This is a genomic window from Bernardetia sp. ABR2-2B, from assembly GCF_037126435.1.
GTDB lineage: Bacteria > Bacteroidota > Bacteroidia > Cytophagales > Bernardetiaceae > Bernardetia.
In genome coordinates, this window is sequence record NZ_CP147020.1 from 4,726,638 (window position 1) to 4,750,026 (window position 23,389).

The window sequence follows — 23,389 nt, forward strand, 5'->3', positions numbered from 1 at the left end:
ATTTTCATGTTAAAAGATATAATTAGTAAACTTCGTAAATATGAGGTTTTGATTCGTAAGGCAGTCAATACGAGTATGCAAGGCGAAAGTCATTCAGTTTTTAAAGGCTCAGGATTAGAGTTTGATGATGTCCGTCAGTACAATTACGGCGATGATATTCGTACTATCAACTGGAATATTTCGGCAAAAGGACAAGGAACATATATCAATACCTACAAAGAGGAAAAAGAACAAAATGTATTTTTCGTGCTTGATGTGAGTGCTTCGCAGCGTGTGGGTGCAAAAGGACTGCAAAAACTAGATATTGGAAAAGAAATTTGTGGTGTCTTGACGATTTCTGCTTTGAATGAACAGAGTTCGGTAGGTCTTCTTTGTTTTAGTGATAAGAGAGAGCGTTATGTTCGTCCAGATAAAGGCAACAGACAAGCTGCCCAAATTTTGAAAGTAATTTTTGATTTGAATCCTTCTTCTGACCAAACGAACCTTCAAAAAGCCATTACAATGGCAATGAATATCATTAAGCGAAAAAGTGTAATGATTCTGGTTTCTGATTTTATTGATGAAAATTATGAAGCTGCACTAAAAGGAGTTGCCAAACAACATGATTTAATTTGTATTCACTTAGGCGACCCAAGAGAACAGGATTTGCCACAGCTCGGTATTGTTCAAATTTATGATAAAGAATCTGGAAAATCCGTTTGGGTAAATACTTCATCAAAAGAATATCGACAGCATTTTGAAAAACAGTTTGTACAGAAGAGGGAGGAACTAGAAAATCTTTGTAAACGCTATGGAGCAGATTATTTGTATTTGAGTACGCATGATGACTATGTTCCTAAGCTGATAAAACTCTTTAAATTGAGAAAGACGAGAAGAAAATAATTTTTTTTATTAGATAATTCTCTAAAAATCAACATTTTATAAAGAGCCTCAAAAATAAAAGTAAAATTTACGTCTTTTTTTTGAAAGTTTATTTGCAGAGTAAAAAAAAACGTCTTACCTTTGCATTGCATTAAGGGAAAAGAAATAGAGAAATAATAATAAAAGTAGTTGTTGTTTTGTCTTATTAAAATATAAAGAGTAATAAAAGTAAAATAATTTTTTATTTTTGTTGTAAATCTAAAAAATACTCTTTACCTTTGATGTATCAAAAAAGCCTTCTTAGCTCAGCTGGTAGAGCAATTGATTTGTAATCAATAGGTCAACGGTTCGATCCCGTTAGAAGGCTCAATATTATTTTATAGATTCGTTTATAAAATATTGAAGTGTAAGAGTGATAAATTGCACAAAATACTAAATTCCGATTCAGACTAAAAACTTTAGGTAAGTTTTAGATTGAATCGGTTTTTTTATGCCTTTTGTTTTTATCAAAAGTTTCTAGTTTTTATATTTTGTATCTTTGTCATCCACAAAAATAATCAAAATACGCTCTCAAAGAATGAATCCTATAATCCAATCAGCCAAACTATTTTCTATAAAAAATAGCTTTTATTTTATCCTCTTTAGTGTTTTATCAGTTTCTCTTTTTTCTTGTGAGCCAAAAGATGAAATGATTAGTGCAGATACAAGTAATAGAATTAGCTTTTCGCCTGATACTGTCTTTTTTGATACGCTTTATACTGGATTTGAGTCGCCTGTCAGACGTGCTAGTATCAAAAATTTTAATGAAGAAGCTCTAAATATTTCACGTCTTTATCTTCAAACTGGAGAAAATTCGCCTTTTCGTCTGACGATAAATGGAGTAGAACAGCAAGAAGCAACTGATATTTTTTTAAGAGGAAATGATAGTTTACGTGTTTTTGTAAATATTCTTCCTCCTACTTTGAATACTGATGAAATAACAAAATTAGAAGATTTTTTGGTGGTTGAAAGTAATGGAAACACGGAGCGATTGCCTTTGGTAGTTTGGTTACAAGACGGAATTTTATTGGAAGATTCTGTTTTGGATTGTCAGACGGTTTGGAGTGGGCAAAAACCATATATTGTTAAAGGAAGTGTTTTGGTAGAGGAAAATTGTAAACTGACAATAGAGGCAGGAGTAAAAGTAGCTTTTCTGACAGATGCAGCACTTTTGGTAGCAGGTTCGTTAGAAATTAATGGAAATATGACAGAAAATGTAGAGTTAGGAAGTTTTAGAAATGATGGAAGTTTTGAAAATGCCTTAGGACAATGGTTTGGCGTTTTGTTTGGAGAAAACAGCAAAAATAACAGAATCTCTTATGCTACTATCGAAAATGCTACCGTAGGAATCCGTTTCGGAACGCCTGATAATGATACAATTCCAGACTTGATTATTGAGAATACAGAAATTAGAAATATGGCTGATGTAGGTGTTTTTTGTCTAAACTCTGATGTTTTGATTCAAAATACACTTATTCATAATTGTTTGAACCGTACTTTTTCGGCTGGAGCAGGAGGAAATTATTATTTTTATAATAATACCTTTTCCAATTTTGGATTCAACTTTTTCAGAGATGAACCTTCTTTTGAGCTTTCAAATACTTTAGCATTTGTAGATACGTTAGGAAATCAGCAAATTATTAGAGACAATCTAAGAGCCTATTTAATAAATAATATTATTTGGGGAAGTATAGATGAAGAACTAATTTTGTTTGCTTCTCCAGAAGCTAGTTTTCAAACCTTTTGGAACTCTAATTTAGTCAAAACACAGCTTTTAGATACTTCATTACCAAATATTTTGAATGAAAATCCTAAGTTTGTAGATGCTTTTAATGGAAAGTATGGGTTAGATTCGCTTAGTCCAGCCATAGATACTGGTCTTAATATTGACTTACAGATAGATTTGGAAGGCAAAGTTAGGGGTGATCAGCCTGATATTGGTGCTTTTGAGAGGGAATAATGTTAGAATTACGAATTACGAATTACGAATTACGAATTTTTTATTTTAAACAGCAAGAATTATGAAAGAAACCCCAAACTTATATAGGGTAAAAATGCTGACTTCTGACAAAGATTTTATGATTCAAATTTTGTCAAAAGAAGAAACTCAAAAATTATTAACTTCTGATAATTGGAAAAAAATTGATGATAGAATTGTAATCTATGAGAATGAGCAGAATGGAAATATTTTAAATCAAATGAATTATGACGAGATAGATTTATTGTTTTATTCAAAAAGTGATTATGAACGCCAGAATGGGAAAATCGTAATTACCACGAAAGCAGATAAAAAAACTCTTTATCATTTTCTTTTATTGGACAAAAATGAAGTCAAATTTGCTCTTGAACATTTTGAAGCCGAGGAAATAAAAGAACTCCGAAATAAACAAAGAAGTCTTGTGTTCTATAGGTTGTCAGATAAAAGAATTTTAGTAGAGTTGAGTGGAGATGTGGGAGAATTATTTTTGAATATTGAAGACTATTATATTACAGAAAAACAATTTTCTATGAATGATGAAGAGGAATAGGGCAATATTTTTTGTGGCAAAAAAACTATTGACATTGTTTTTATTTTAAACCTTTTTTATGAAAAATCTACTTTTATTTATTGTACTAGCCATTGTTTTTGCATTTTGTCAAGCACATACAAAAAGAAGGAATACTTCAAAACAAAACAAAGATATTCTGATAGGTTATCTAGATTTTAAACTCTCAGATTCTATATCAAAAAAATATACAAAAAAGTCTAACTCTACAAATATTAAAATGTCTGGGTGTGATAAATGGACGTTGGAGGAAAAAGATTTTGCTGGAATAATGCAAAATATGAAGGAGAGTAGTTATACAGTTATGTATTTGAATTGTGAAATACTTCCTTGTTATTATAAAACTAAAATTACAAATGACTCAGTAACCTATACTATGTCTGTTTACTTAGGAGGATTCATTACTATTTCTTCTGAAAGAGAGCAGTTATTTTTTCTAACAGAAGAGGAGAATGATTTATTTATTAGCGTTTGTGATGAGCAGGAACAGAAGGAATGAAAAAACGGCTTATTTTCTACAAAATAAACCGTTTAAATAATAAATATTAAAAACTACTTTTTAGGCAATGTAACTCTATAATCAGCAGTTATTTTTCCTTTACTAATTTTATCTAATTTTCCTTTCAAAAGTTGTTTTCGAAGTGGAGAAAGATAATCAGTAAACAACACTCCTTCAATGTGGTCGTATTCGTGCTGAATGATTCGGGCAGCGATGCCATCAAAGGTTTCATCGTGCTGCTCCCAGTTTTCATCAAAATATTTGATTCTAATTTTTGGTTTGCGAGAAACTTCGCCTCTTATCTGTGGAATAGACAAACAACCTTCTTCAAAAGTCCATTCTTCGCCTTCTTCTTCCAAAATTTCAGCGTTGATAAATACTTTTTTGAAGCCGTCTAGTTCTTCGTCCATTGCACCACCATCGACAACAAAAATGCGTTTTCCAAGACCAATTTGAGGACCTGCCAAGCCTACACCACTTGCCGAATACATCGTTTCGAACATATCTTTTGAGAGTTCTTTTACATCAATAGAACCCTCTTTTTTTATATCAGTTGCTTTTTTACGAAGCACAGTATGACCATATACGTATATCGGACGAACCATAATTTCAGATTTTGATTTTTTGAGAATGAAAATAATGACAAAGATACGGAAAATAAGGTTTTTTTGTAGAGAATACTAAAATGAAAATTAACCTAAATAAATTTCTCCCTTGTAAAAATTCCCATAAAAATAACGTAGTCCTTCCAAATCTTTTCTTATAGTTGCCTTAGGAACTTTTACTTCAAATTCTTTTATTAGTTCATCATCATCTGTTGATAAATTGACTGGTAAAATATTACTGATTTTACTAAAAAATTCAATAAATTTTTCTCTGTTTTTATTAAAATCGTATTCACTAAGACGTAAATGTAGTGGAAACCACACACCTCCTAAGCGAATAGTAGGAGGCGTGGAAATAGTAATTTCATTTCCTATTAGACTATTCTTTATGCGACTACGGTCGTGATTTATTTCATGGTCAAAACCATTAAAAAATGTAAAATCTATTTTGTCCAACTGAGAAATTGGGTATCTTTTTTTTCTTCCAAATCCTTTTTTGACATAAATAGCTGTTTCTTTTACTTCCACTTCTTTTGTTTGAAAAGCATTAAAAATAAAAGGAATACTGATAAGCCCAGCCACAACTCCCCAAAGCCATACTATATTTATAACATTTAAAACAAGTAAAATAGAAAGTATAAAACTAATAATTCCTGTCGGAACGGCTACAATTAAAGTTGTATTTCCTCCATAACTTTCAGCCGAAAAAATAACCTGCTCTAGCTTCTTTAATTTCTTCACAAACTTAAAACTTTGCCTAGCAGGAACTTGACTAAGCGTTTCTATTTGGTTACAATGTTTCTCCCCTAAATACTTCCAACTTCCTTCCAAAAAAGCAGACTTACAACTTGCACAAATCACTACTTTATTGCCTTCTTTTATCAAATCTCCTGTAATTGGGTCTTGACGATTTTCTTGTAAAATAGGACTGTTTGAGAGAATTGTAATTGAATTTGTCATAAATGAATCTGAAAAGAGTGTAAAAGAATCTAATTTTTTACGTATTTTGTAAACAAATGGATATGTTGCTTTGCAGAAAAATAAAGCAAGAAAACAAAGAAACAAAAAAATAGCTCAATTATGGAAAATCAAAATCCTTCAAGCAATATAACAGTAACAGGTGTTCCTTCTGATAATATAAATATAAAGGCTCAAAGTCTAGCTCAAAAACTTCAAAATCATAAAAAAGTAATTGAGGCGAATGGAATCAAGATAAACGCACCCTTTGACCCTCGTTACGCTGCCAGTTTGATAAAGCGAATCTTAGAGCCACTTAGTAAATATTATTTCAGAACCGAATTCGTGGGTTTTGAGGGAGAAGACTACCCAGATAGAAAAACAGATGCCCCTCTGATTTTTGCAAGTAATCACTCTGGAATGGCGTTTCCTTGGGATGCAATTGTGTTCTCTTCGATGCTTCTAAAGATTCATAATTATGATATGACAAAAGTAGCTCGTCCACTTACTGCGCCGATGCTTTCACAAAGTAATATGATGAGTCCGTTTGCCATAGAGAATTTTTGGAAACGAGCAGGTGGAGTAGATGCCACTTCCCTCAATTTTGAAACGATGATGGAACAAGGGAAATTCAATGTTTTGATTTATCCAGAAGGTGTAGGAGGAATTGGAAAAGGATTTGATAAAAAATATGAACTACAACGCCTTTCTACTTCTACTCTTCGAATGAGTTTGAAACACAAAGCTGATATTATTCCTTTTGCAACTGTTAATGCAGAATACATCAATCCGTTTAGTTATAGTATAGAATTTTTAGATAATTTAGTTCAAAAACTGGGAATTCCATTTTTGCCTGTTGGTTTTATGACCGTCTTGATTCCTTTACAGCCTTGGATGTTTTATTTTGCACTTCCTGCAAAACTTATTTTTGTTCGTGGCAGACGCATCAAACCTTATAAAATCTTAGGAAAGCCAGTAGAAGAAGCTACCGAAGAAGAAATTTTTGCGCTTCGTGATGCTATCCACGCTATTATGCAAAGAGAACTCAATGAAGCTGTAGAACATTATGGCGAAAGTCCATACAACTGGAAAGAGTTTTTACTAACAGCACTTTGGAAATGGAAAAAACTACCTGAATACTTGCCTTTTACGTGGGCATTCCGTTTTATTGACCACGAAAAGCAGTTTCAAAAACGACTTTTTGAGCTTAATAATTTTTCAAATATTCCTCCTACTTTAGAAGAAAAAGTAGTTCAAGCCCAAGCCATTGCACAGACAAGCGAACTAGAAGAACAGCTAGAAGAAGACAAAGATGTTTTGGATGTGCTAAAAGAAACGGTTGATTTGGTTACCGAAAATCCAGAAGTTTTGTTGATGTACGTGCCTGTGGTGGGTTGGTTGCCTACAATTTGGAGAGAAGTAAATAAGTTTAGAAGTTAGATTTTAGAAGGTAGAATCCTCGTTTGACGGCTGCATTTGAGCCTCAACGACGGTTGGTTATTTTGCTGAACCGTCAACGAGCTTAAAAGCGTCGTTGAGGATTAGAAGACTGTATTATTTAAACAAATTCTTCAAAAAATAGTATATTTGAAATCATAAAACACCAAAAATATAAGATTATGGAAAGCGAATTGCCTAAAATTGTACAGGAAAAGATAGCTTATTATAGGAGAATTATACAAAAGCTGAATGAAATTACAGAGAAGAGTAAAAATCAATCTTTCAAAAACTCAGAAGAAGAAAGTAAATTTTTAAAAAAGGAAATATCTAAGAACCTTGAAGGTATAAATATACTAAAGTTGATGAGAGAAATTGTATCAGATTTAATAATTATGACACAAAATCCTTTTAATTATCAATCTTATGAAAATAAAAATATAGCATATAATATCACTAATGACCATGCAGAAAATGATCAAATAGAATTTATGAGATTAATGGAGAATGCATGGGATAACGATATTAACGAAAAAAATAGTATGCTAATAAATATAAAGATTATTGAAGGAATTAAACAACAGTTTGCGGTTAGGTTGAACAAGGCAATACAATACTCTTTACTAGAAAATGATAAAAATAAATATTATTCAAAGTTTCAAAACTTTGCTCCATTAGAAAAATCTATATTTTTTATAAAAATAAATGATTTTCAAGCAATACAAAATATATCAGAGGAAATACCAGTAGATGCTCAGTTTGTCGTTCTTACAGGAGAAAATGGAGATGGTAAAACATCTATTTTACAAGCTATTGGTTTAGGTCTTTATAATCCTGATGAATTATCTGACAAAGACATAGGAAAGGAAAACAGTAGAATTTCAATAAAATATCAAGAGAAAGATAAATTTTATACTAACTACATCTTTAATAACCCTAAACATCCAGTAAAATATGCTATGAGAAGTAGCATGAAATCTCTCAAACAGTTTACTGCTTATGGAGCTGCTCGGCTACGTGTTTTTGATAACAAAGAAAAACGAAATCCATTATTAAACTTTGATTCAGAAAAAGCAAAATTAACAAATGTTTTTAATTCGTGGTTGCGTGATATTTCTGCGAATGATGAAAAATTTTTTGAGAAAATTAAATCAATCATTCTTGATATTCTTCCAAATGTATCAGAAATAAAAAAGAAAGACAAAACAAAACCAATTAGTGATTTTCTATTTATTGAAAAAGGAATTGAAGTAGAATTTAAACATTTGTCAGCAGGACATAAAAGTATTGTTTTGATGATTGGCGACATGATTATGCGACTTTCAGAAGCACAACCCGAAATAAAAAATCCTAGTGATTTTACAGGAATTGTCTTGATTGATGAAATAGAAGCACATTTACATCCAAAATGGCAAAAAGAATTTCCTCATATTCTTTCTACTACTTTTCCTAAAGTTCAGTTTATTGTTACGACACATAGCGCAATTTCTCTATTAGGAATGCCAGAAAATACAGTGTTTTTTAGAGTTCAGAGAAGTGAAGAAAAAGGAACTTATATTGAGAGAATGGATATTGATGTCAAAAATTTGTTACCAAATGCCATTTATACCTCGCCTTTATTTGATATGGAAAGCATACGTTCCACAGAAAATAACGGTATTGAAGAACTAAATGTAGAAGATAACTTTGATGAAATAATTAAGAAAGAAGAGAATAAAAAACGATTGAAAGAACTAAGCAAAAAGTTTGTTTTTACTCCTCCTAAATCTTAATTTATTGTTATGAGAAAAGTGAATAAACCGAGCGAAGTACCAGCAGTTTTACAAAGAAGACAAGCTGAACTAAAAGAACAGTTAGTAATAAAACAGCCCAAGTTTTGGAAAAATAAGCATTACGCTCAACCTACAAAAAAAGACTTGAAAGAAATTTATAAAAATAAATGTGGGTTTTGTGAACGAGTTTTGAAAGAAGACCAAAGTTATGAAGGATTTACAGTTGAGCATTTCAGACCCAAAAGTCATTATTATTGGTTAGCTTTAGAATGGACAAATTTATTTCCTCTTTGTAGAAAATGTAACAAAATAAAAGATGATAGTTTTCCTACTAAAAATCAAAGTGTTCAACACCCTCCTATTAATGAAAATGGAAATATTATTTTATCAAAGTGTCTTGCCGATAGTGAAGAGCTTTTAAATGAAAAGCCTTTTTATTTACACCCAGAAATTGACGAGCCTTTAGATTTTTTTGAGGTAGATAAAAGTGGTCAATTTGTAGCAAAATCGGATTTAAATGGTTTTGATTCTCAACGAGCTAATGAAATGATAGATAAATTTTTAGGAAATCAGAATTTAGTAAACGAACGGAAAAAACCAATTCAAAGAATAAAGAATCAATTGGATAGTGTTGTTATCAATTTTAAAGAATACTGTTCAGAAAATTATACAGACAGAGAAATTAAATTAGCTTTTTTTTCATTGTTTAAAACTCTATTTACTCTAGGGGATAAAGAGCAAGAATTTTCTCTAGTTGGATACTATATGAATGAAAATTTTGAGGACTTTTTTTTAGAGGAGTATGAATTTGGCGAACAAGAATTAATAAAATATGCTTATAGTTTATTTTTAGAAGAAAACGCACCTTAAGCAAACACAAAAATATCATCTACACCATTTCCTTTTGAAGAAGTTTGGCTAATCTCATCCCGATTGGGAATATAGACTGAAAAAGTGGTTTTGATAAAGGGAGTAGAATTACAAAAAATATTTCCATCTAATTTATTAACAGCTTTTTTGACAAGATAAAGTCCTAAACCACTTCCTATCGAACGCTCCGAAGAACGCACAAACATATTAAAAACAGAACCCAACAAGTCGGTAGGTATTCCTTCTCCATTATCACTCACTTCTATCAAAATTTGTTCTTTTTCTACTCTAATGAGCAGTTCGATGGTTGGAGTCTCATTCATGTTGTGATACACAAGGGAATTACGAAGCAGGTTGATGATAATTAGACGGAACCATTTCTTATCTGTAATGAGTGGTGCGTGGCTTTCAATTTTTGCTTTTATAGATATTCCGTTGGGAGCATAATCATAGGAGGCTGTTTTGGCTTCTTCCACAAACAAATGCAAATTATCTATTTCTGTAAAATAAGATTCTTCTTCTATCAAATCGTGAAGTTGCATTAGCCTTCGAAGCATTGTATCCATTTGCTTCAAAGTAGCATCAAATAAATCTATATAGGTATGAACTTCATAAATAGATTGCAGGTTATCATCAGTTTCTAGCCCTTTTGTTACCATTTTTAAGAGGTTGCTCAAGCCTTCCAAACGCACTAAAGGCGCACGTAAATCGTGAGAAGCTCTATACATAAAGCTATCTAGTTCGTGCCTTACCTCTGCCAAGTTTTCTATACTTTTTTCTAGCTCTTGTGTTCGTTGCTCTACTTTATCATTAAGACTAAGGTTAAGAGTAGCAATTTTTTCTTTTTGAGTAATAAGCTTTATATTTTGTTCTGCTGTTTCTTTATTTTTTTCGACTAATTTCTTATTAAGTTGCTTTTTCTGTTGATTTTGATAAAGTAGAATTGTTAGAAAGAATATTGCTGCAAAAAGACCGATTGTAGTTGCCCAAATTGTTATTTTTTTATTCTCATTTTCTTTCTCCAAAATCTTTACCTGTGCTAGTGCTTGTCCATTCTCAAAAGCTGATTGTACGGCTGCTAAGTTGATAGCTATTTCACGGTGTGTAATCGAATCACGAATTATTTTTGCTTCTCTTTCCAGTTTTAAAGCTCTTTGAAAGCTATCTTTTTTTACGAATAACTTAGCTTGTTCTTCATAAACAGCAGCTATTGTTTTTTGTAATTTATTTCTTGAAGCAATTTCATAAGCACTATCAAGATAAATACTAGCTTGAAAATCATTTTCTCTTTCATTATATATTTTGCCTAACAAAACAAGAGCGTTAGCAGCACTTCCCCAGTTTTTATATTGACTACTCAAACGTACGTCTTCTTCTAATAAATAAACTGCTTGTCCATAATTTTTCTTTTTATAGAGAATCTCTCCAATATTCCCAGATGCCAAAGCCAAAGCGACTGTATCGTTCATCTGCGTAGCAACCTGTTTGGCTATCCTATAATAGTAAAGTGAAGAGTCTATCTTTTGAAGTTCTCTATAAGCAACACCTAGATTATTAGCAGTATAACGTTGTTCCCACAAAAAATCATTTTTGACAGCATAATTATATCCAGAGTTATAGTTTTTAATAGCTTCTTTATAGTTTTCTGCTTGAAAATAAATATCTCCAATTGTATAAAGTAATATTACTTTATTTATTTTATCATCTATTTTTGTAAAAATGTCTGAAGCATCTAAGGCATACATAATGGCTTGTTCTTCCAAACCAAGTCGAATATAATTACTAGCGAGTAGTTTAGCAGCAAGAGCTCTTTCTGGAAGCAAATTATTATCTTTAGCTAGTTTGTAGGCACTAAGGTTTCGCTCTAATGAAAGTCCACGTTTACCAATATCTTCATAAACATATCCCTCTAGCCAATGAACACGTATTTTTGTAGGTATTGGAGTTTTTTCTGTTATCTTTTCTGTTAAAAAGCTAATTCGTTGCTGATTTAATTTATTTTCGCCTTTACTAAGCAAATCAACAAGTTTCTCATAATATTCTATATCTTGTGAAGAAAAAAACATCGACTGTATTTCATTCCATTCTTCATCAGCCTTATCTTGAGCAAATGAAAAAGAAAGCGTAATAAATCCAAAAAATAGCAATAAAAGCCATCTTTTCATAGCAATACGAACAAATATGGATTAAATAAAGTAGATAAAAGGTTATTTTTTATATTATTTCACAAGATACTAATTTTAGTAAAAATTATACTTACTTTTAATTTAGTTAGAATAAGTAAAAATTACTATTTAAGACTTCAAAATTAGGTAACAATTTTGAAATATCTATTTTTTTGAGAATATTTGTATTCCCTTTCCCTCAAAGTTTTTGATAACATTAAAAAAGATAGTTATAAGTTTGTAATAATTACCCATACTATTCGAAAAATAAATTTCAAAAAGCATAATTAAAGTCTGTTCATTCCTCTATGATAAAAATCTACTTTTCTATTTAATTGTTTTAGTCAATCCTTTCTAAATTATTAATCATTAAGTTATCTAACTCTACAAAACTTGAATTTTGAATTTAGTTTGTTTTAAATTCTAAAATGCTAATTTTGTAATTGGCTTGTGATTAAGTAGCTGACAGTTTCCAACTGTCAGAAATATGGTAGTTCAACCAACATTTGGAAAATTTTGGCTACAGAAAGCTACACACAATTTTGATAGAAATTCTATTTCAAATTATAAAATGGAATAGAATAAGATAAAAATACGATAACTCTTTTAGCTACAACTATTTATGCAGCGAACCCATTTCGCCCAACCAGTTTATAATTTGCTTTCTGCAAATTCTACCTATTTTCGTTTTCTTATTCGTATCACTACATTAGTTGTCTTTTGTGGTACTTCTACGTTTGTGAATAGCGTTTTTGCTCAAGATACAACCGTAGTCAATAATATAGATTCACTTCTATTTTATGACCAACAACTAAAATCAAACGCTAACGAAGGAGAAACTCAAAATCCGATATTAGAGCCTGATTTGTCGTCGCCACTTTTGCAGCTTCCAGACCCTAGAAGTCTTGATGCTGTTTATAGACTAGATGAAACAGGAGAATTTTATGATGTCTTGCGTCGTGATGGTCCTAATTCTTATACGCCTTTGGGCAGAATTTCGGTAGAAGATTACACAAAATTAAAGACCTATTATGATGATGTAGCCTATTATAAGGAAAAAATACAAGAAGAAAGTGAAGAACAGGCTGCAACGACAAGTTCAGTTCCTAAGATTGAAGTGGCTTTGCCTTCTGGATTGGGAAGAGTTTTGGGAGGAGATAAAATTGAAATTCAACCAACAGGTTCAGTGCTTTTAGATTTTGGTGGAAAATGGCAAAGGATAGATAATCCACAAATTCCAATTCGTCAGCAGCGAAATGGAGGAATTAATTTTGACCAACGTATTCAATTTTCCATTCTAGGAAAGTTAGGTGAAAAAATGCAACTCAATGCAAACTTTGATACAAAAGCTGCTTTTCAGTTCGAAAACCGTTTCAATCAAGGTTATACAGGTTATGAAGAAGATATTGTTCAGCAAGTTCAATTTGGAAATGTGAGCCTTGCTACTTCAAATACACTCATTACAGGAAGTCAGAATCTAATGGGTGTTACTACTCGTTTGCGTTTTGGTAAACTATGGCTCAATACTTTAATTGCTAATCAACGAGGAGTTTCTGAAAGCATAACGATTAGAAACGGAGCGCAAGGACAAGAATTCGAAATCCGAGCAGACCAATACGAAGCCAATCAACACTTTTTCTTAGCACAATTTTTTAGAGATAATTATGAGGAGGCTTTACGTGCCGTTCCAAGTATTGTTTCTGGTGTAAATATTACTCGTGTGGAGGTTTATGTAACCAATCGAAATAACGACACCCAAACGCTTAGAAATATTGTTGGCTTTCAAGATTTGGGAGAAGGTGCGCCATACAGAGAGCGATTTAATGGAACAGGTGGAGCTGCAAGAAACGGAGCAAATAACCTTTTTGAGCAAGTAAAAGACCTTACAAGAACACCAGACCAACTAACACAAGTTTTGGAAAGTGGAGCATTTAATCTTGAAAATGGAACAGACTATTCTTTCCTTCGTTCGGCTAGAAAATTAAGTAATAATGAGTTTACATTTCATCCACAACTTGGTTATATTTCCTTACAACAACCTCTTAGAAATGATGAGATTTTAGCTGTTGCTTACGAATATACATTCAATGGACAGGTTTTTAAGGTAGGAGAACTGACAGAAGACTATCAAAATAGAGATGCAAATGCAGTTATTTTTATGAAACTATTAAGTCCTCCAACAATTCGTACTGATTTGCCTTTGTGGGATTTGATGATGAAAAATATTTATTCCCTTCAAGCTACACAATTACGTCCAGAAAATTTTCAGCTTCAAGTAATTTATCGTGATGATATTACAGGAATTGATAATCCAAGTTTGCATGAAGGAAGAAGAACAGAAGATGTTCCTTTAGTTCAGATTACCAATTTGGATAGGTTAAATCCAAATCTTGACCCACAAGTTGATGGAAATTTTGATTTCTTAGAAAATATTACTGTCCAATCTGACCAAGCACGTATTATTTTCCCAGTTGTTGAGCCATTTGGAGATAAGTTATTAGAGTTTTTTGACCCTGTCGATGAAGTTCAATTTATTGATAAATATGTTTTTAATGAACTCTACGACGGAACACAAGCCGATGCCGAATTTTTAGTTAGTAAAAGTAAATACTTCTTGAAAGGCTCATATCAAAGCGCAGGAGGAAATGAGGTTGTTTTGCCAGGGATTAATATTTCGGAAGGCTCGGTAATGGTTCGTGCAGGTTCAGTAATGCTTTCTGAAGGTGCAGATTATACTGTTGATTATCAGTTTGGTAGAGTTCGTATTCTGAATGAAGGTGTTTTGGCTTCTGGAAAAGATATTACCATTCAGTATGAAAGAGCAGATTTGTTCAGCGTTCAGCAACGTAATATTATGGGATTGGATGCTGAATATATTTTGAATAAAGATGTAAAATTTTCTGCAACACTTCTTCACCTCAACGAACGCCCTATTATTACTCGTGTTACTACTGGTTTAGAGCCTGTCAGAAATACAATGATAGGAACAACGGCAAGTATCCAAAAAGAATCAGGGTTTTTGACAAGAATGGTTGATGCAATTCCAGGGCTTGATACAAAAGAAAAATCGACATTTACTTTTAGAGGAGAATATGCACAGCTAATTCCAGGAGAAAATAATGTAATTAAACGAAATGGTGGAGAAGCAGCTTCGTATGTAGATGATTTTGAAAGTAGTGAGATTCCGTACGACCTTACTCGCCAACCCTTGACATGGAAGCTAGGAAGTACGCCTCAACTTTTCCGTCCAGAAACAGGTTTTGATGGTCTGAATTATTCTTATAAAAGAGCGAAATTATCGTGGCATACAGTTGATGTAACTGCATTTTTTGTAAGTGGAATTACAAATCAAGTTCCTGATAATATTACAGACGAAGACAAGCAAAACCATTATGTTCGTCAAGTAGAGTTTAATGAAATTTTTCAACAGCGTGATAACCAGCAAATCAATCCACCAGAGACTACTTTTGATTTGGCATATTATCCGTCTTATCCAGGGCAATATAATTACAATCCAGAGCTAAATGTAGATGGAACGCTTCGCAATCCTAGAGAAAATTTTGCTTCCATTACGAAAGGAATTACTTATAATGTCGATTTCGATAATATAAATATTCAATACATTGAGTTTTGGCTAATGGACCCATTCATTCAAGGACAAAACGGACGTGTCGAAACACCAGATGGTGCAGGAGTTTCGAATACAACAGGAGGAAAGTTTTATATTAACTTAGGAAATATTTCAGAAGACGTAATTCCAGACAGAAGACATGGCTTTGAAAATGGTTTGCCAGTTACTGATGCAGATTTGAATGATGTAGAGGAAACGGAATGGGGAAGAGTAACAACACAACAATTTCTGACAGATGCCTTTTCAGCAGAAGATGGAGCAAGAGAAAGACAAGATGTGGGATTAGATGGATTAGATGATGAAGCCGAACGTTTTCAATTTAGAGATTATTTAGCAGCCGTTCAGCCACGATTGAGTGCAACTGCTTTTCAAAGGCTTCAAGCCGACCCATCAAAAGATAATTTTAGGTATTATTTGGGTGGAGACCAAGACGATGCAAACCGAAAAATCTTAGGTCGTTATTTTGATTTTAATGGAATGGAAGGAAACTCACCTGAAAATGCAGGAACAGCTTCTGCCACAACATTACCAGATAATGAAGATTTGAACCGTGATAATACACTTTCAGATTTGGATGGCTATTATCAATACGAATTGGATTTAAGACCAAATCAATTGGAGAATAATAGATATGTTGTTGATAAAGTAACTGTTGATAGAAATGGCGACCAAGTAAATTGGTATCAATTCCGTATTCCGATTCGTGAATTTGACGACAAAATTGGAAGTATTGATGGCTTTAAGTCTATTCGTTTTATTCGTCTTTTTATGACGGATTGGGAACAGCCTGTCGTTATGCGTATGGCACATTTTCAGTTTGTGGGAGCGCAATGGAGACCTTATTTTGCTTCTTTGCAAGATGAAGGGTTGAGCCGTCCTGTTGAGCCTTATGACCCCAATTTTGTTATTTCTACTGTAAATATTGAAGAAAATGGAAGTGATGCAGGAGCAAGTTCGAATGGTATTTCGTACTCTGTCCCTCCTAATTTTCAGCGTGATACAGACCCAACATCAATTACTCAAGCAAGGTTAAATGAGCAATCCTTACAGCTTTGTGTAGAAGATTTGCAAGATGGAGATAGCCGTGCAGCCTTTAAAAATATTATTTATGATTTTGTTTTTTATAAGCGAATCAAAATGTTTTTACACGCCAATAGTGCAACAGCTCAAAATGGAGAAGTAACAGCATTTTTACGTTTGGGAACAGATTTTAAAGAAAATTATTATGAAATAGAAGTTCCTCTAACCATGTCGGCAGCAGGTTCATCATTGCCTAATCAAATTTGGCTACAAGAAAACGAAATTGATTTGCCTTTTGATGCACTTTACGATACCAAAACAGAAAGAAATGCAAGTGGACTTAGTGTCAGAGTTCCATATGAACGGATTTTTGAAAAGTATAAACTGCGTGTGGTCGGAAACCCTGATTTGAGTAGTGTGCAGCTTATTATGATAGGAGTTCGGAATCCAAAAACAACAGATGAACAGCCAAAATCAGTCTGTGTGTGGGCAAACGAACTTCGTGTAACCGATTTTAATTTAGAAGGTGGTTGGGCGACAAACCTACAACTTCAAACACAACTTGCAGATTTTGCTACCGTAAATGCAGCTTTACGTTATAGTACGCCATTTTTTGGAGGAATACAAGACCGAATTTCTGACCGAACGAGAGAAACCAGTTTGTTTTATGATGTTTCGGCAGCTACACAATTAGATAAAATATTTCTGAATCGTTTAGGAATTTCTTTGCCTTTATTTGTAGGTTACGAACAGACTAGAATAACGCCACTTTTCAATCCTCTTGACCCAGATATTAGATTAGAACGCTCACTTGAAACTTCCTTTGACAATGAAGACGCAAGGCAAGACTATAGAAATTTAGTTCAAGACAGACTTACAAGACGAAGTATAAATCTTACCAATATTCGAAAACAGCGAGTAAATCCAGATGCAAAAGAAGACTTCTGGGACATCGAAAACTTTGCTGCTTCGGTTTCATATACAGATTCGAAACGAACAAATATTAGACTTGCTACCGACGAGCTACGAGAAACTAAAGTAGGTTTGGTATATAATTATGGATTTGATGTAAAACCATTTGAGCCATTTAAGAAAAATGAATTATTGAATGCGCCTTATCTCAAATTTATTAGAGATTTTAATTTCAATTATCTACCAAATAATATCACAGTAGCAGGACAAGTAAATCGTCGTTTCTTAAAAACACAATATCGAAATGCTCAACTCACTACTGATGGTGTTTTGCCATTCTTTCAAAAGTCATTTTTCTTTGATAGAAATTATACCGTTCAATGGAATTTTACAAAGAGTTTGTTAGCTGATTATAATGCTACGGCTTCGGCTATTATTGATGAACCAGCAGGAGAACTCAATACACAAGAAAAACGAGATTCTGTTTGGTCGAATGTGCAAGATTTAGGGCGTATGAAATTCTTCTCACAAGCAACTACTTTGAATTACCGTGTTCCTTTAGATAAATTTCCAGCAATAGATTTCTTGAATGCTGATATTCGTCGTTCGTCTAATTATACATGGACTGCCAATGCTGTCGGAGTTGCTGATACACTTGGTAATATGGCAAGAAGTAGTAGTCAGTTTTTGGTAAATGGACAAATTGATATGCAAAAACTGTATAACAAAAGTCCTTATTTGAGAGAAGTAACTGCGCCAAAACGAAAAGGAAGAAACAATCAGAATAATGCCACTTCTCGCCCTACGGCATCGCCAAAACAAAAGCGTTTGGAATACAGAATTAAGAAGTCTAGAGATAAAAAAGCTAGAAAAAATAAAGTCAGAAATATTAAACTAGATAGATTAGTAGATTCTGTCTTAGTAGATTCTGTTATGATTGCTCAAATTGATTCCACTAAAGAGGAAAAAATCAATGAAAAATATGATAAGAAAGTTGCCAAGCTAGACAAAAGACAGCAACGCATTGAAGAAAAACTGAAAGCAGAAAAAGAAAAACAGAAAGGTAAAAAAGGAGGTTCTTCTGGTGGAGGGGCAGCCGAGGGAGCTGTTAAAGCACTGCTTTCTGTCAAGCGAATAACCTTTAATTATTCCATCAATGGAAATACGATGCTTCCAAATCTTTTGACAACACCAACTTACTTAGGACTAGACCAAAACTTTGCAGCCCCTGGATTGCCGTTTGTTTTGGGAAGTCAGAGTAGAGATAACATTTTGGATATGGCAAATAATGGCTATTTATCAAGGTCGGCAGCACAGACAAATCCGATTGTTCAAGACCAATCCAAAACGCTAAGTTTGCGAATAGATATAGAGCCATTAAAGGACTTTCAGTTACAGGTAGAAGGACAACGAACGCAAGGCGCAAATTATTCAGAAGTGCTGCGTTACGACCCTTTTACAGATGATTATATTTCAGAAACTGCTGTAAGAACAGGTAATTATAATATTTCGTATTTTAGTTTATCAACTGCTTTTACAAGTGATGATGAGTTTGGAAATTCTCCTTTGTTTGATGATTTTATTGCAAATAGAGCAACCGTAAAAAGTGCTTTAGATGCCGAAAATGCAGCAGGAGATTATGATATTGGTTCGCAAGATGTTTTGATTCCTTCGTTCTTGTCTGCTTATTCAGGTAGAAGTACGACCTCCGAATTTCCACGTATTCCGTTACCAAATTGGCGTTTGACTTATAATGGTCTTACCAATTTAGCGATATTCAAAGACCGTTTCCGTTCTATTAGCATTACACATGGCTATCAATCTACGTATGCTGTGGGTAGTTATACGTCTTCACTTTTATATGATTTCTCTTATCTGAATTTGGGAATAACAGAATATAATGTTCCTTTAGCAGACCTCATTGACCCAGAAACTGGAAACTTACAGCCTGTTTTTGTCGTCAATCAAGTGAGTATTACGGAGCGTTTTAGTCCACTTATCGGAATTAATATTCGTACAAATAATGATATTACCTTCCGTTTCAATTTCAATAAAGACCGTACACTTTTACTGAATCTTTCCAACTCACAACTTGCCGAGCAGAAAAATAATGATTTTGTTTTTGATGTTGGCTTTGTTAGAAAAGGCGTAAAAATTCCATTTACCGATGTAGTTTTGAAAAATGATTTGACGTTCCGTTGTGCCGTAACACTTAGAGATACAAAAGTGATTCAGCGTAAAATAGATACTGACGGAACACAAGACAGCGATTTTACAGGTGGTAATTTCAATTTACAGTTCAAACCAACACTTGCCTACATGGTCAATCAGCGTGTGAATTTGACTGCTTATTTTGATAGAGCTATCAACCGTCCACGACTGAGTAATTCATTTCCAAGATATAATACTGCTTTTGGTGTGCAGGTAAGGTTTAATTTGGCGCAGTAGGTTTTTGTTTGTTTTCGTGTTCTGTGGTACACAGAACACGAAAAATAAAACTTTACAATATAAATGAACTATTTTTAAGTAAGAAAATGAATGATTCAGATAAAGATAGAATTCTAAACTTTTTATTAGGCAATGAAAGTATTTCAGAATTCGAACATTGGCTTTATAACACATCTGATTTAGAATCAAGAATTGGAAATGAGTTATACTTCGATTTAATAGACTTTAATTATCAAAGTAATGACATAATTCATAGGCTAAAGAAAACTATCATAGACAAGTATATAACAGACGAAGAGTTCAAAACTTTTAAATACTATTCTATACTGAAAAAGGCTGGATGGCTTGAAGGAAGAAAAATTGAAGTGAAAAAGACAGGTTTTCCTGAAACTATTAATGTGAAACACGCTATCAAAATAATTGAAGAATTTGGAGGTTTGAGTTTCCCTTCAATAAATGAAGTTGATTATTGGATTCCTAGTTCAGTAGACTTTTCGGAGTCACTTAGTATAGAAGATATGAGTGAGTATGGAGTAAATAAGAATCTAATCTGTTTTGCCTCAGCTGATGATCTGAATGTAAACCTGTATGTTGATGAAAGTAATAAATTCTACCAATTAGATAATATTGCAAGTGTAAATTTATATGAATATAAAGGATATAATTTTGAGGAAATGATGAGGTCTCTTTTAGGAATTGAAGATAATATAGATAATTTTCGAATAATTGGAAGAAAATATCAAGAACCTTAATTTGAAGGGACTTAATCAATTCCTTTCTGTATTTTGTGGCACACAGAACACTCATACCAAAATATCAACACCATAAATAAACAGAAATGAATATGTTTCATCGTCCTAGAAAATCAAAAATGGTTTTGGATGAAGTTTATTTTTGGACACATATGATAAAGTAATTTTTTCTTTCCCTAAACGACGGCTTCACGCCTCGTTTACGGTTCGTATTTCTTATCTTCAACCGTCGTTTAGGCTTATAGCCGTAAACGAGGATTTATCTTCTTAAACTACGGTTTCACGTCTGTTTTATGGTTAATCAAACCAAATTATGAAAATACTAAGTTTTTGTGCGATGATAGTTTTCCTGTTGTCTTCATTAAATTTCTGCCTAAATAAGCAGCCTTTATCTTATCAAAAACTCTCAAAAAAAATCACTCAAACAGATAAAGTCTTAGATTCCTTAACTTTATGGGCTACCTATTATTACATTCCAACTATTGAGTACAAAGAAAACGGCATTGATTTTTTAGATAAAAATAAGAAACCTTTAGGTATAAAAGTAGATTCTTGTGATTGGTGCAAGGCGTGTATAGAAGGCACAGTAAAAGTCCGAAAAGATGGAAAAATCATTACACTAAATTATGAAACTCGTTCGGATTCCTTACAATATGATTGTAGAAAGTGTGAAAAATATAAAGATTATACAGGCTATGAAAAAACTGGACAAGTATTGTGGAGCAAAACAGACAGAGGTGCAAAAGGAGTGCAAGAATATAGGTTAGTTCCCTTCAAGTCAATTGCTGTCGATAGTGCAGTTATTCCTTATGGCAGTACATTATTTATTCCACAAGCAAAAGGTATAGAATATACAGGTACAGATAAATCTAAAAAAATACACGATGGATATTTTTTTGCAGCCGATGCTGGTAGCAAAATCAAAGGAAATCATATAGATATTTTTATCGGAACAGCTACTGAAAGTCCTTTCTCTTTTATAAAGTCAGATAGTTTGGGTACGTTTAAAGCTTATTTTATTAGTGACTCAGTAGCTCAAGAAAAATTATTGCAAATTCATAAATAACTTATGAATCAATTTTAATTAGTAAAATCTAAAAAAGATGTTGAAAACAAAAAAGTCATTTCCAAAAATAGAAAATGACTTTTATATAACGTAAACTACAAATCAATTAATTACAGTCATATTCATAAGTAGTTTCGTTATTAATTTGGTTGCCTGTTGAATCAAAACTCTGAGTAGATGCTATCAAACCACCTTCTATTGTATTTACAGAGCGACTAGTAAATATTCCATCTGTTTCTATAAGGGTACTTTTTAAGGTACAATTCTCAAAAGTTTTTGTCGTTTTTTCTACTCCAAGTCCTTGTCCTCTAAGGTTTTCGTATGTTTTGATTTTCCACTCTCCTTCTGCTGTGTAATCAGAAAATGTAGTAAGGGAAGTTAGGATATTTCGTTGATAGTCTGATTCTTTTATTAAGTTTCCATTTAAATCATACTCCAGTTCTTTATGAGCAACTATTTCATCTTGTAAATTATAAAAATCTTGTCGTATAGGCTTATCTAATGTTTCATAAGAGTATAAACTGTATGCAACTATGTCATTATTATTACCATAACTGGTGCTTTTTATTACTCGTTCTGGAATGGAAGTATCGTACTCGTATGTAATTTTTGAGTTGTTCGAACCTCCATTGAATGTATTGGTAGTAAAAGTTTCAATCAGACGAGCTTGATTATCATATCGATTCGTTACTCTTATAGAAGTATTACTGACAAGAATATCCCAATAAGTTTCGGAAAGCAATTTTTTACCTCCTTCTATAACATAGCTTTGACTGATAATTTGCTGTTCTATTCCGTTTTCAGCGTAGGTTGTTTTGGTTAGAGAACAATCTGTTCTTCCACAGGGAGAGTGATCTTCTTCATTTTTACAAGATGAAACGAACAATAATAAAAATAAACCTAAAACAAAAAAAATATATTTTTTCTTTGAATAATTCATAGAAATAAAGTTGAGTTAATTAATAATTAAAAAATATAAAACTATGTAAATTTATTTCATTGAATTTTTTATACTCTCACTTATTTTAAAGTGTAATAACGTATTTTCTGATAGTTATTGTATCTGAAAGTAAAATAATTATATATTCTATTTACTCTTTATTCAACTTCTGAATAACTTTTATATTCGGATTAATAGCAGTAATAGAAACTTCTTTTTCTCCTTCCAAAATATAAAATAAATAAGAACTATTCTGACCTACTACATAAACATCTTTTTTAAAGTCATTTATAAAAGTAACACGATGATTGATTTTGAGGTCTTGATTTTTTATTCTCTTTCGTACACTTGTTCCTCTACCAATTCCTAGTCCTACAAACATACAAAATATGAAAAACAGCATAAACGGTAGTCCTTTATTTTTCTTTATTGATTCTATGGTTTTATCTGACTTTTCTACACTTTTTGAAATACTATACCATTTCTTGTTTCTGTATTTCTTATGAAACTTTGGCATAAATACATTGATATAAAAATGAGAAAATATAATTACGCCGACAAAGAAAATAAATAATAACCAACTTTGAGTGAGAATATTTACAGGACTCAAAAGAATATCTGAAATAGCTGAATAGTTTAGAATATCGACATCTAAAAACCTAAAGTAAATCACATCACTAATTATTCCTAACACAATCAAATAGATATAGCCAAGTGATAAATATTCTTGTAAAGTGAGTTTTTCTTTGAACATAGTTTTTAAAGTAAAGGTAAGTTTTATTAATCAAAAGTAAATATAAAAACCCTAATCTTCTGCTTTTTGGCAAGAATACTAGGGTTTTTTGTAAATGTTATGAAGTAGTATTTTT

The 23,389-nt window shown here is 32.4% G+C and carries 15 protein-coding genes and 1 tRNA gene; 11 read left to right on the top strand and 5 right to left on the bottom strand.

What is annotated here, in order from left to right:
- Positions 1-6: 6 nt before the first annotated feature.
- The 5 genes from WAF17_RS19890 (at position 7) to WAF17_RS19910 (ending at position 3,945) form a co-directional block, all read left to right on the top strand.
- Entirely contained in the window at positions 7-882 is an 876-nt protein-coding gene (locus tag WAF17_RS19890) for a DUF58 domain-containing protein (RefSeq protein WP_338763548.1), read from the top strand.
- A gap of 273 nt (positions 883-1,155) precedes the next feature.
- Positions 1,156-1,228: transfer RNA gene (locus WAF17_RS19895), tRNA-Thr, on the top strand.
- A 210-nt stretch (positions 1,229-1,438) separates the two neighbouring features.
- On the top strand, positions 1,439-2,860 hold the full coding sequence (locus WAF17_RS19900; RefSeq protein ID WP_338763550.1) for a choice-of-anchor Q domain-containing protein: 1,422 nt from the start codon (positions 1,439-1,441) through the stop codon (positions 2,858-2,860).
- 61 nt (positions 2,861-2,921) lie between these two features.
- Entirely contained in the window at positions 2,922-3,428 is a 507-nt protein-coding gene (locus WAF17_RS19905; protein WP_338763552.1) for a hypothetical protein, read from the top strand.
- Between the two features lie 58 nt (positions 3,429-3,486).
- Positions 3,487-3,945 (top strand): hypothetical protein, encoded by a 459-nt coding sequence (locus WAF17_RS19910; RefSeq protein ID WP_338763554.1) that lies wholly within the window; start codon positions 3,487-3,489, stop codon positions 3,943-3,945.
- 53 nt (positions 3,946-3,998) lie between these two features.
- On the opposite strand, the gene def is transcribed toward WAF17_RS19910, so the two are convergent.
- Positions 3,999-4,550, bottom strand: coding sequence for a peptide deformylase (gene def, locus WAF17_RS19915; protein WP_338763555.1), 552 nt, complete (start codon positions 4,548-4,550; stop codon positions 3,999-4,001).
- Between the two features lie 87 nt (positions 4,551-4,637).
- The gene (locus tag WAF17_RS19920; RefSeq protein ID WP_338763557.1) at positions 4,638-5,510 is read right to left on the bottom strand and encodes a hypothetical protein; all 873 of its coding nucleotides are present in this window, start codon (positions 5,508-5,510) and stop codon (positions 4,638-4,640) included.
- A 120-nt stretch (positions 5,511-5,630) separates the two neighbouring features.
- On the opposite strand from WAF17_RS19920, the gene WAF17_RS19925 reads away from it, so the two are divergent.
- The 3 genes from WAF17_RS19925 (at position 5,631) to WAF17_RS19935 (ending at position 9,586) form a co-directional block, all read left to right on the top strand.
- Positions 5,631-6,947 carry a glycerol acyltransferase gene (locus WAF17_RS19925; RefSeq protein ID WP_338763558.1) on the top strand — a complete coding sequence of 439 codons (1,317 nt, stop codon included), beginning with the start codon at positions 5,631-5,633 and terminating at the stop codon, positions 6,945-6,947.
- A gap of 179 nt (positions 6,948-7,126) precedes the next feature.
- Positions 7,127-8,716, top strand: coding sequence for an AAA family ATPase (locus WAF17_RS19930; protein WP_338763560.1), 1,590 nt, complete (start codon positions 7,127-7,129; stop codon positions 8,714-8,716).
- 9 nt (positions 8,717-8,725) lie between these two features.
- Entirely contained in the window at positions 8,726-9,586 is an 861-nt protein-coding gene (locus WAF17_RS19935) for an HNH endonuclease (RefSeq protein WP_338763561.1), read from the top strand.
- Here the strand turns inward: WAF17_RS19935 and WAF17_RS19940 are convergent.
- On the bottom strand, positions 9,583-11,751 hold the full coding sequence (locus WAF17_RS19940; protein ID WP_338763562.1) for a tetratricopeptide repeat-containing sensor histidine kinase: 2,169 nt from the start codon (positions 11,749-11,751) through the stop codon (positions 9,583-9,585). The two genes, WAF17_RS19935 and WAF17_RS19940, sit on opposite strands and share 4 nt — an antisense overlap.
- A 622-nt stretch (positions 11,752-12,373) precedes the next feature.
- Here WAF17_RS19940 and sprA point away from each other — a divergent pair.
- The 3 genes from sprA (at position 12,374) to WAF17_RS19955 (ending at position 21,580) form a co-directional block, all read left to right on the top strand.
- Positions 12,374-19,762 carry a cell surface protein SprA gene (gene sprA, locus WAF17_RS19945; protein ID WP_338763564.1) on the top strand — a complete coding sequence of 2,463 codons (7,389 nt, stop codon included), beginning with the start codon at positions 12,374-12,376 and terminating at the stop codon, positions 19,760-19,762.
- A gap of 86 nt (positions 19,763-19,848) precedes the next feature.
- Positions 19,849-20,514 (top strand): SUKH-3 domain-containing protein, encoded by a 666-nt coding sequence (locus WAF17_RS19950; protein WP_338763566.1) that lies wholly within the window; start codon positions 19,849-19,851, stop codon positions 20,512-20,514.
- Between the two features lie 313 nt (positions 20,515-20,827).
- A complete protein-coding gene (locus tag WAF17_RS19955) occupies positions 20,828-21,580 on the top strand; it encodes a 3D domain-containing protein (protein WP_338763568.1) in 753 nt (250 codons plus the stop codon).
- A 106-nt stretch (positions 21,581-21,686) separates the two neighbouring features.
- Here the strand turns inward: WAF17_RS19955 and WAF17_RS19960 are convergent, their stop codons facing one another.
- The gene (locus tag WAF17_RS19960) at positions 21,687-22,520 is read right to left on the bottom strand and encodes a hypothetical protein (protein ID WP_338763570.1); all 834 of its coding nucleotides are present in this window, start codon (positions 22,518-22,520) and stop codon (positions 21,687-21,689) included.
- 151 nt (positions 22,521-22,671) lie between these two features.
- A complete protein-coding gene (locus WAF17_RS19965) occupies positions 22,672-23,274 on the bottom strand; it encodes a hypothetical protein (RefSeq protein ID WP_338763572.1) in 603 nt (200 codons plus the stop codon).
- Positions 23,275-23,389: the final 115 nt, after the last annotated feature.

What these genes read in the sequence shown, in the direction of transcription:
- WAF17_RS19900 (WP_338763550.1), top strand. Translation starts at nt 1,439, where the DNA reads ATGAATCCTATAATCCAATCAGCCAAACTATTTTCTATAAAAAATAGC.
- WAF17_RS19965 (WP_338763572.1), bottom strand. Translation starts at nt 23,274, where the DNA reads ATGTTCAAAGAAAAACTCACTTTACAAGAATATTTATCACTTGGCTAT.
- WAF17_RS19920 (WP_338763557.1), bottom strand. Translation starts at nt 5,510, where the DNA reads ATGACAAATTCAATTACAATTCTCTCAAACAGTCCTATTTTACAAGAA.
- WAF17_RS19940 (WP_338763562.1), bottom strand. Translation starts at nt 11,751, where the DNA reads ATGAAAAGATGGCTTTTATTGCTATTTTTTGGATTTATTACGCTTTCT.
- WAF17_RS19950 (WP_338763566.1), top strand. Translation starts at nt 19,849, where the DNA reads ATGAATGATTCAGATAAAGATAGAATTCTAAACTTTTTATTAGGCAAT.
- WAF17_RS19890 (WP_338763548.1), top strand. Translation starts at nt 7, where the DNA reads ATGTTAAAAGATATAATTAGTAAACTTCGTAAATATGAGGTTTTGATT.
- WAF17_RS19955 (WP_338763568.1), top strand. Translation starts at nt 20,828, where the DNA reads ATGAAAATACTAAGTTTTTGTGCGATGATAGTTTTCCTGTTGTCTTCA.
- def (WP_338763555.1), bottom strand. Translation starts at nt 4,550, where the DNA reads ATGGTTCGTCCGATATACGTATATGGTCATACTGTGCTTCGTAAAAAA.
- WAF17_RS19960 (WP_338763570.1), bottom strand. Translation starts at nt 22,520, where the DNA reads ATGAATTATTCAAAGAAAAAATATATTTTTTTTGTTTTAGGTTTATTT.
- WAF17_RS19925 (WP_338763558.1), top strand. Translation starts at nt 5,631, where the DNA reads ATGGAAAATCAAAATCCTTCAAGCAATATAACAGTAACAGGTGTTCCT.
- WAF17_RS19905 (WP_338763552.1), top strand. Translation starts at nt 2,922, where the DNA reads ATGAAAGAAACCCCAAACTTATATAGGGTAAAAATGCTGACTTCTGAC.
- WAF17_RS19930 (WP_338763560.1), top strand. Translation starts at nt 7,127, where the DNA reads ATGGAAAGCGAATTGCCTAAAATTGTACAGGAAAAGATAGCTTATTAT.
- sprA (WP_338763564.1), top strand. Translation starts at nt 12,374, where the DNA reads ATGCAGCGAACCCATTTCGCCCAACCAGTTTATAATTTGCTTTCTGCA.
- WAF17_RS19935 (WP_338763561.1), top strand. Translation starts at nt 8,726, where the DNA reads ATGAGAAAAGTGAATAAACCGAGCGAAGTACCAGCAGTTTTACAAAGA.
- WAF17_RS19910 (WP_338763554.1), top strand. Translation starts at nt 3,487, where the DNA reads ATGAAAAATCTACTTTTATTTATTGTACTAGCCATTGTTTTTGCATTT.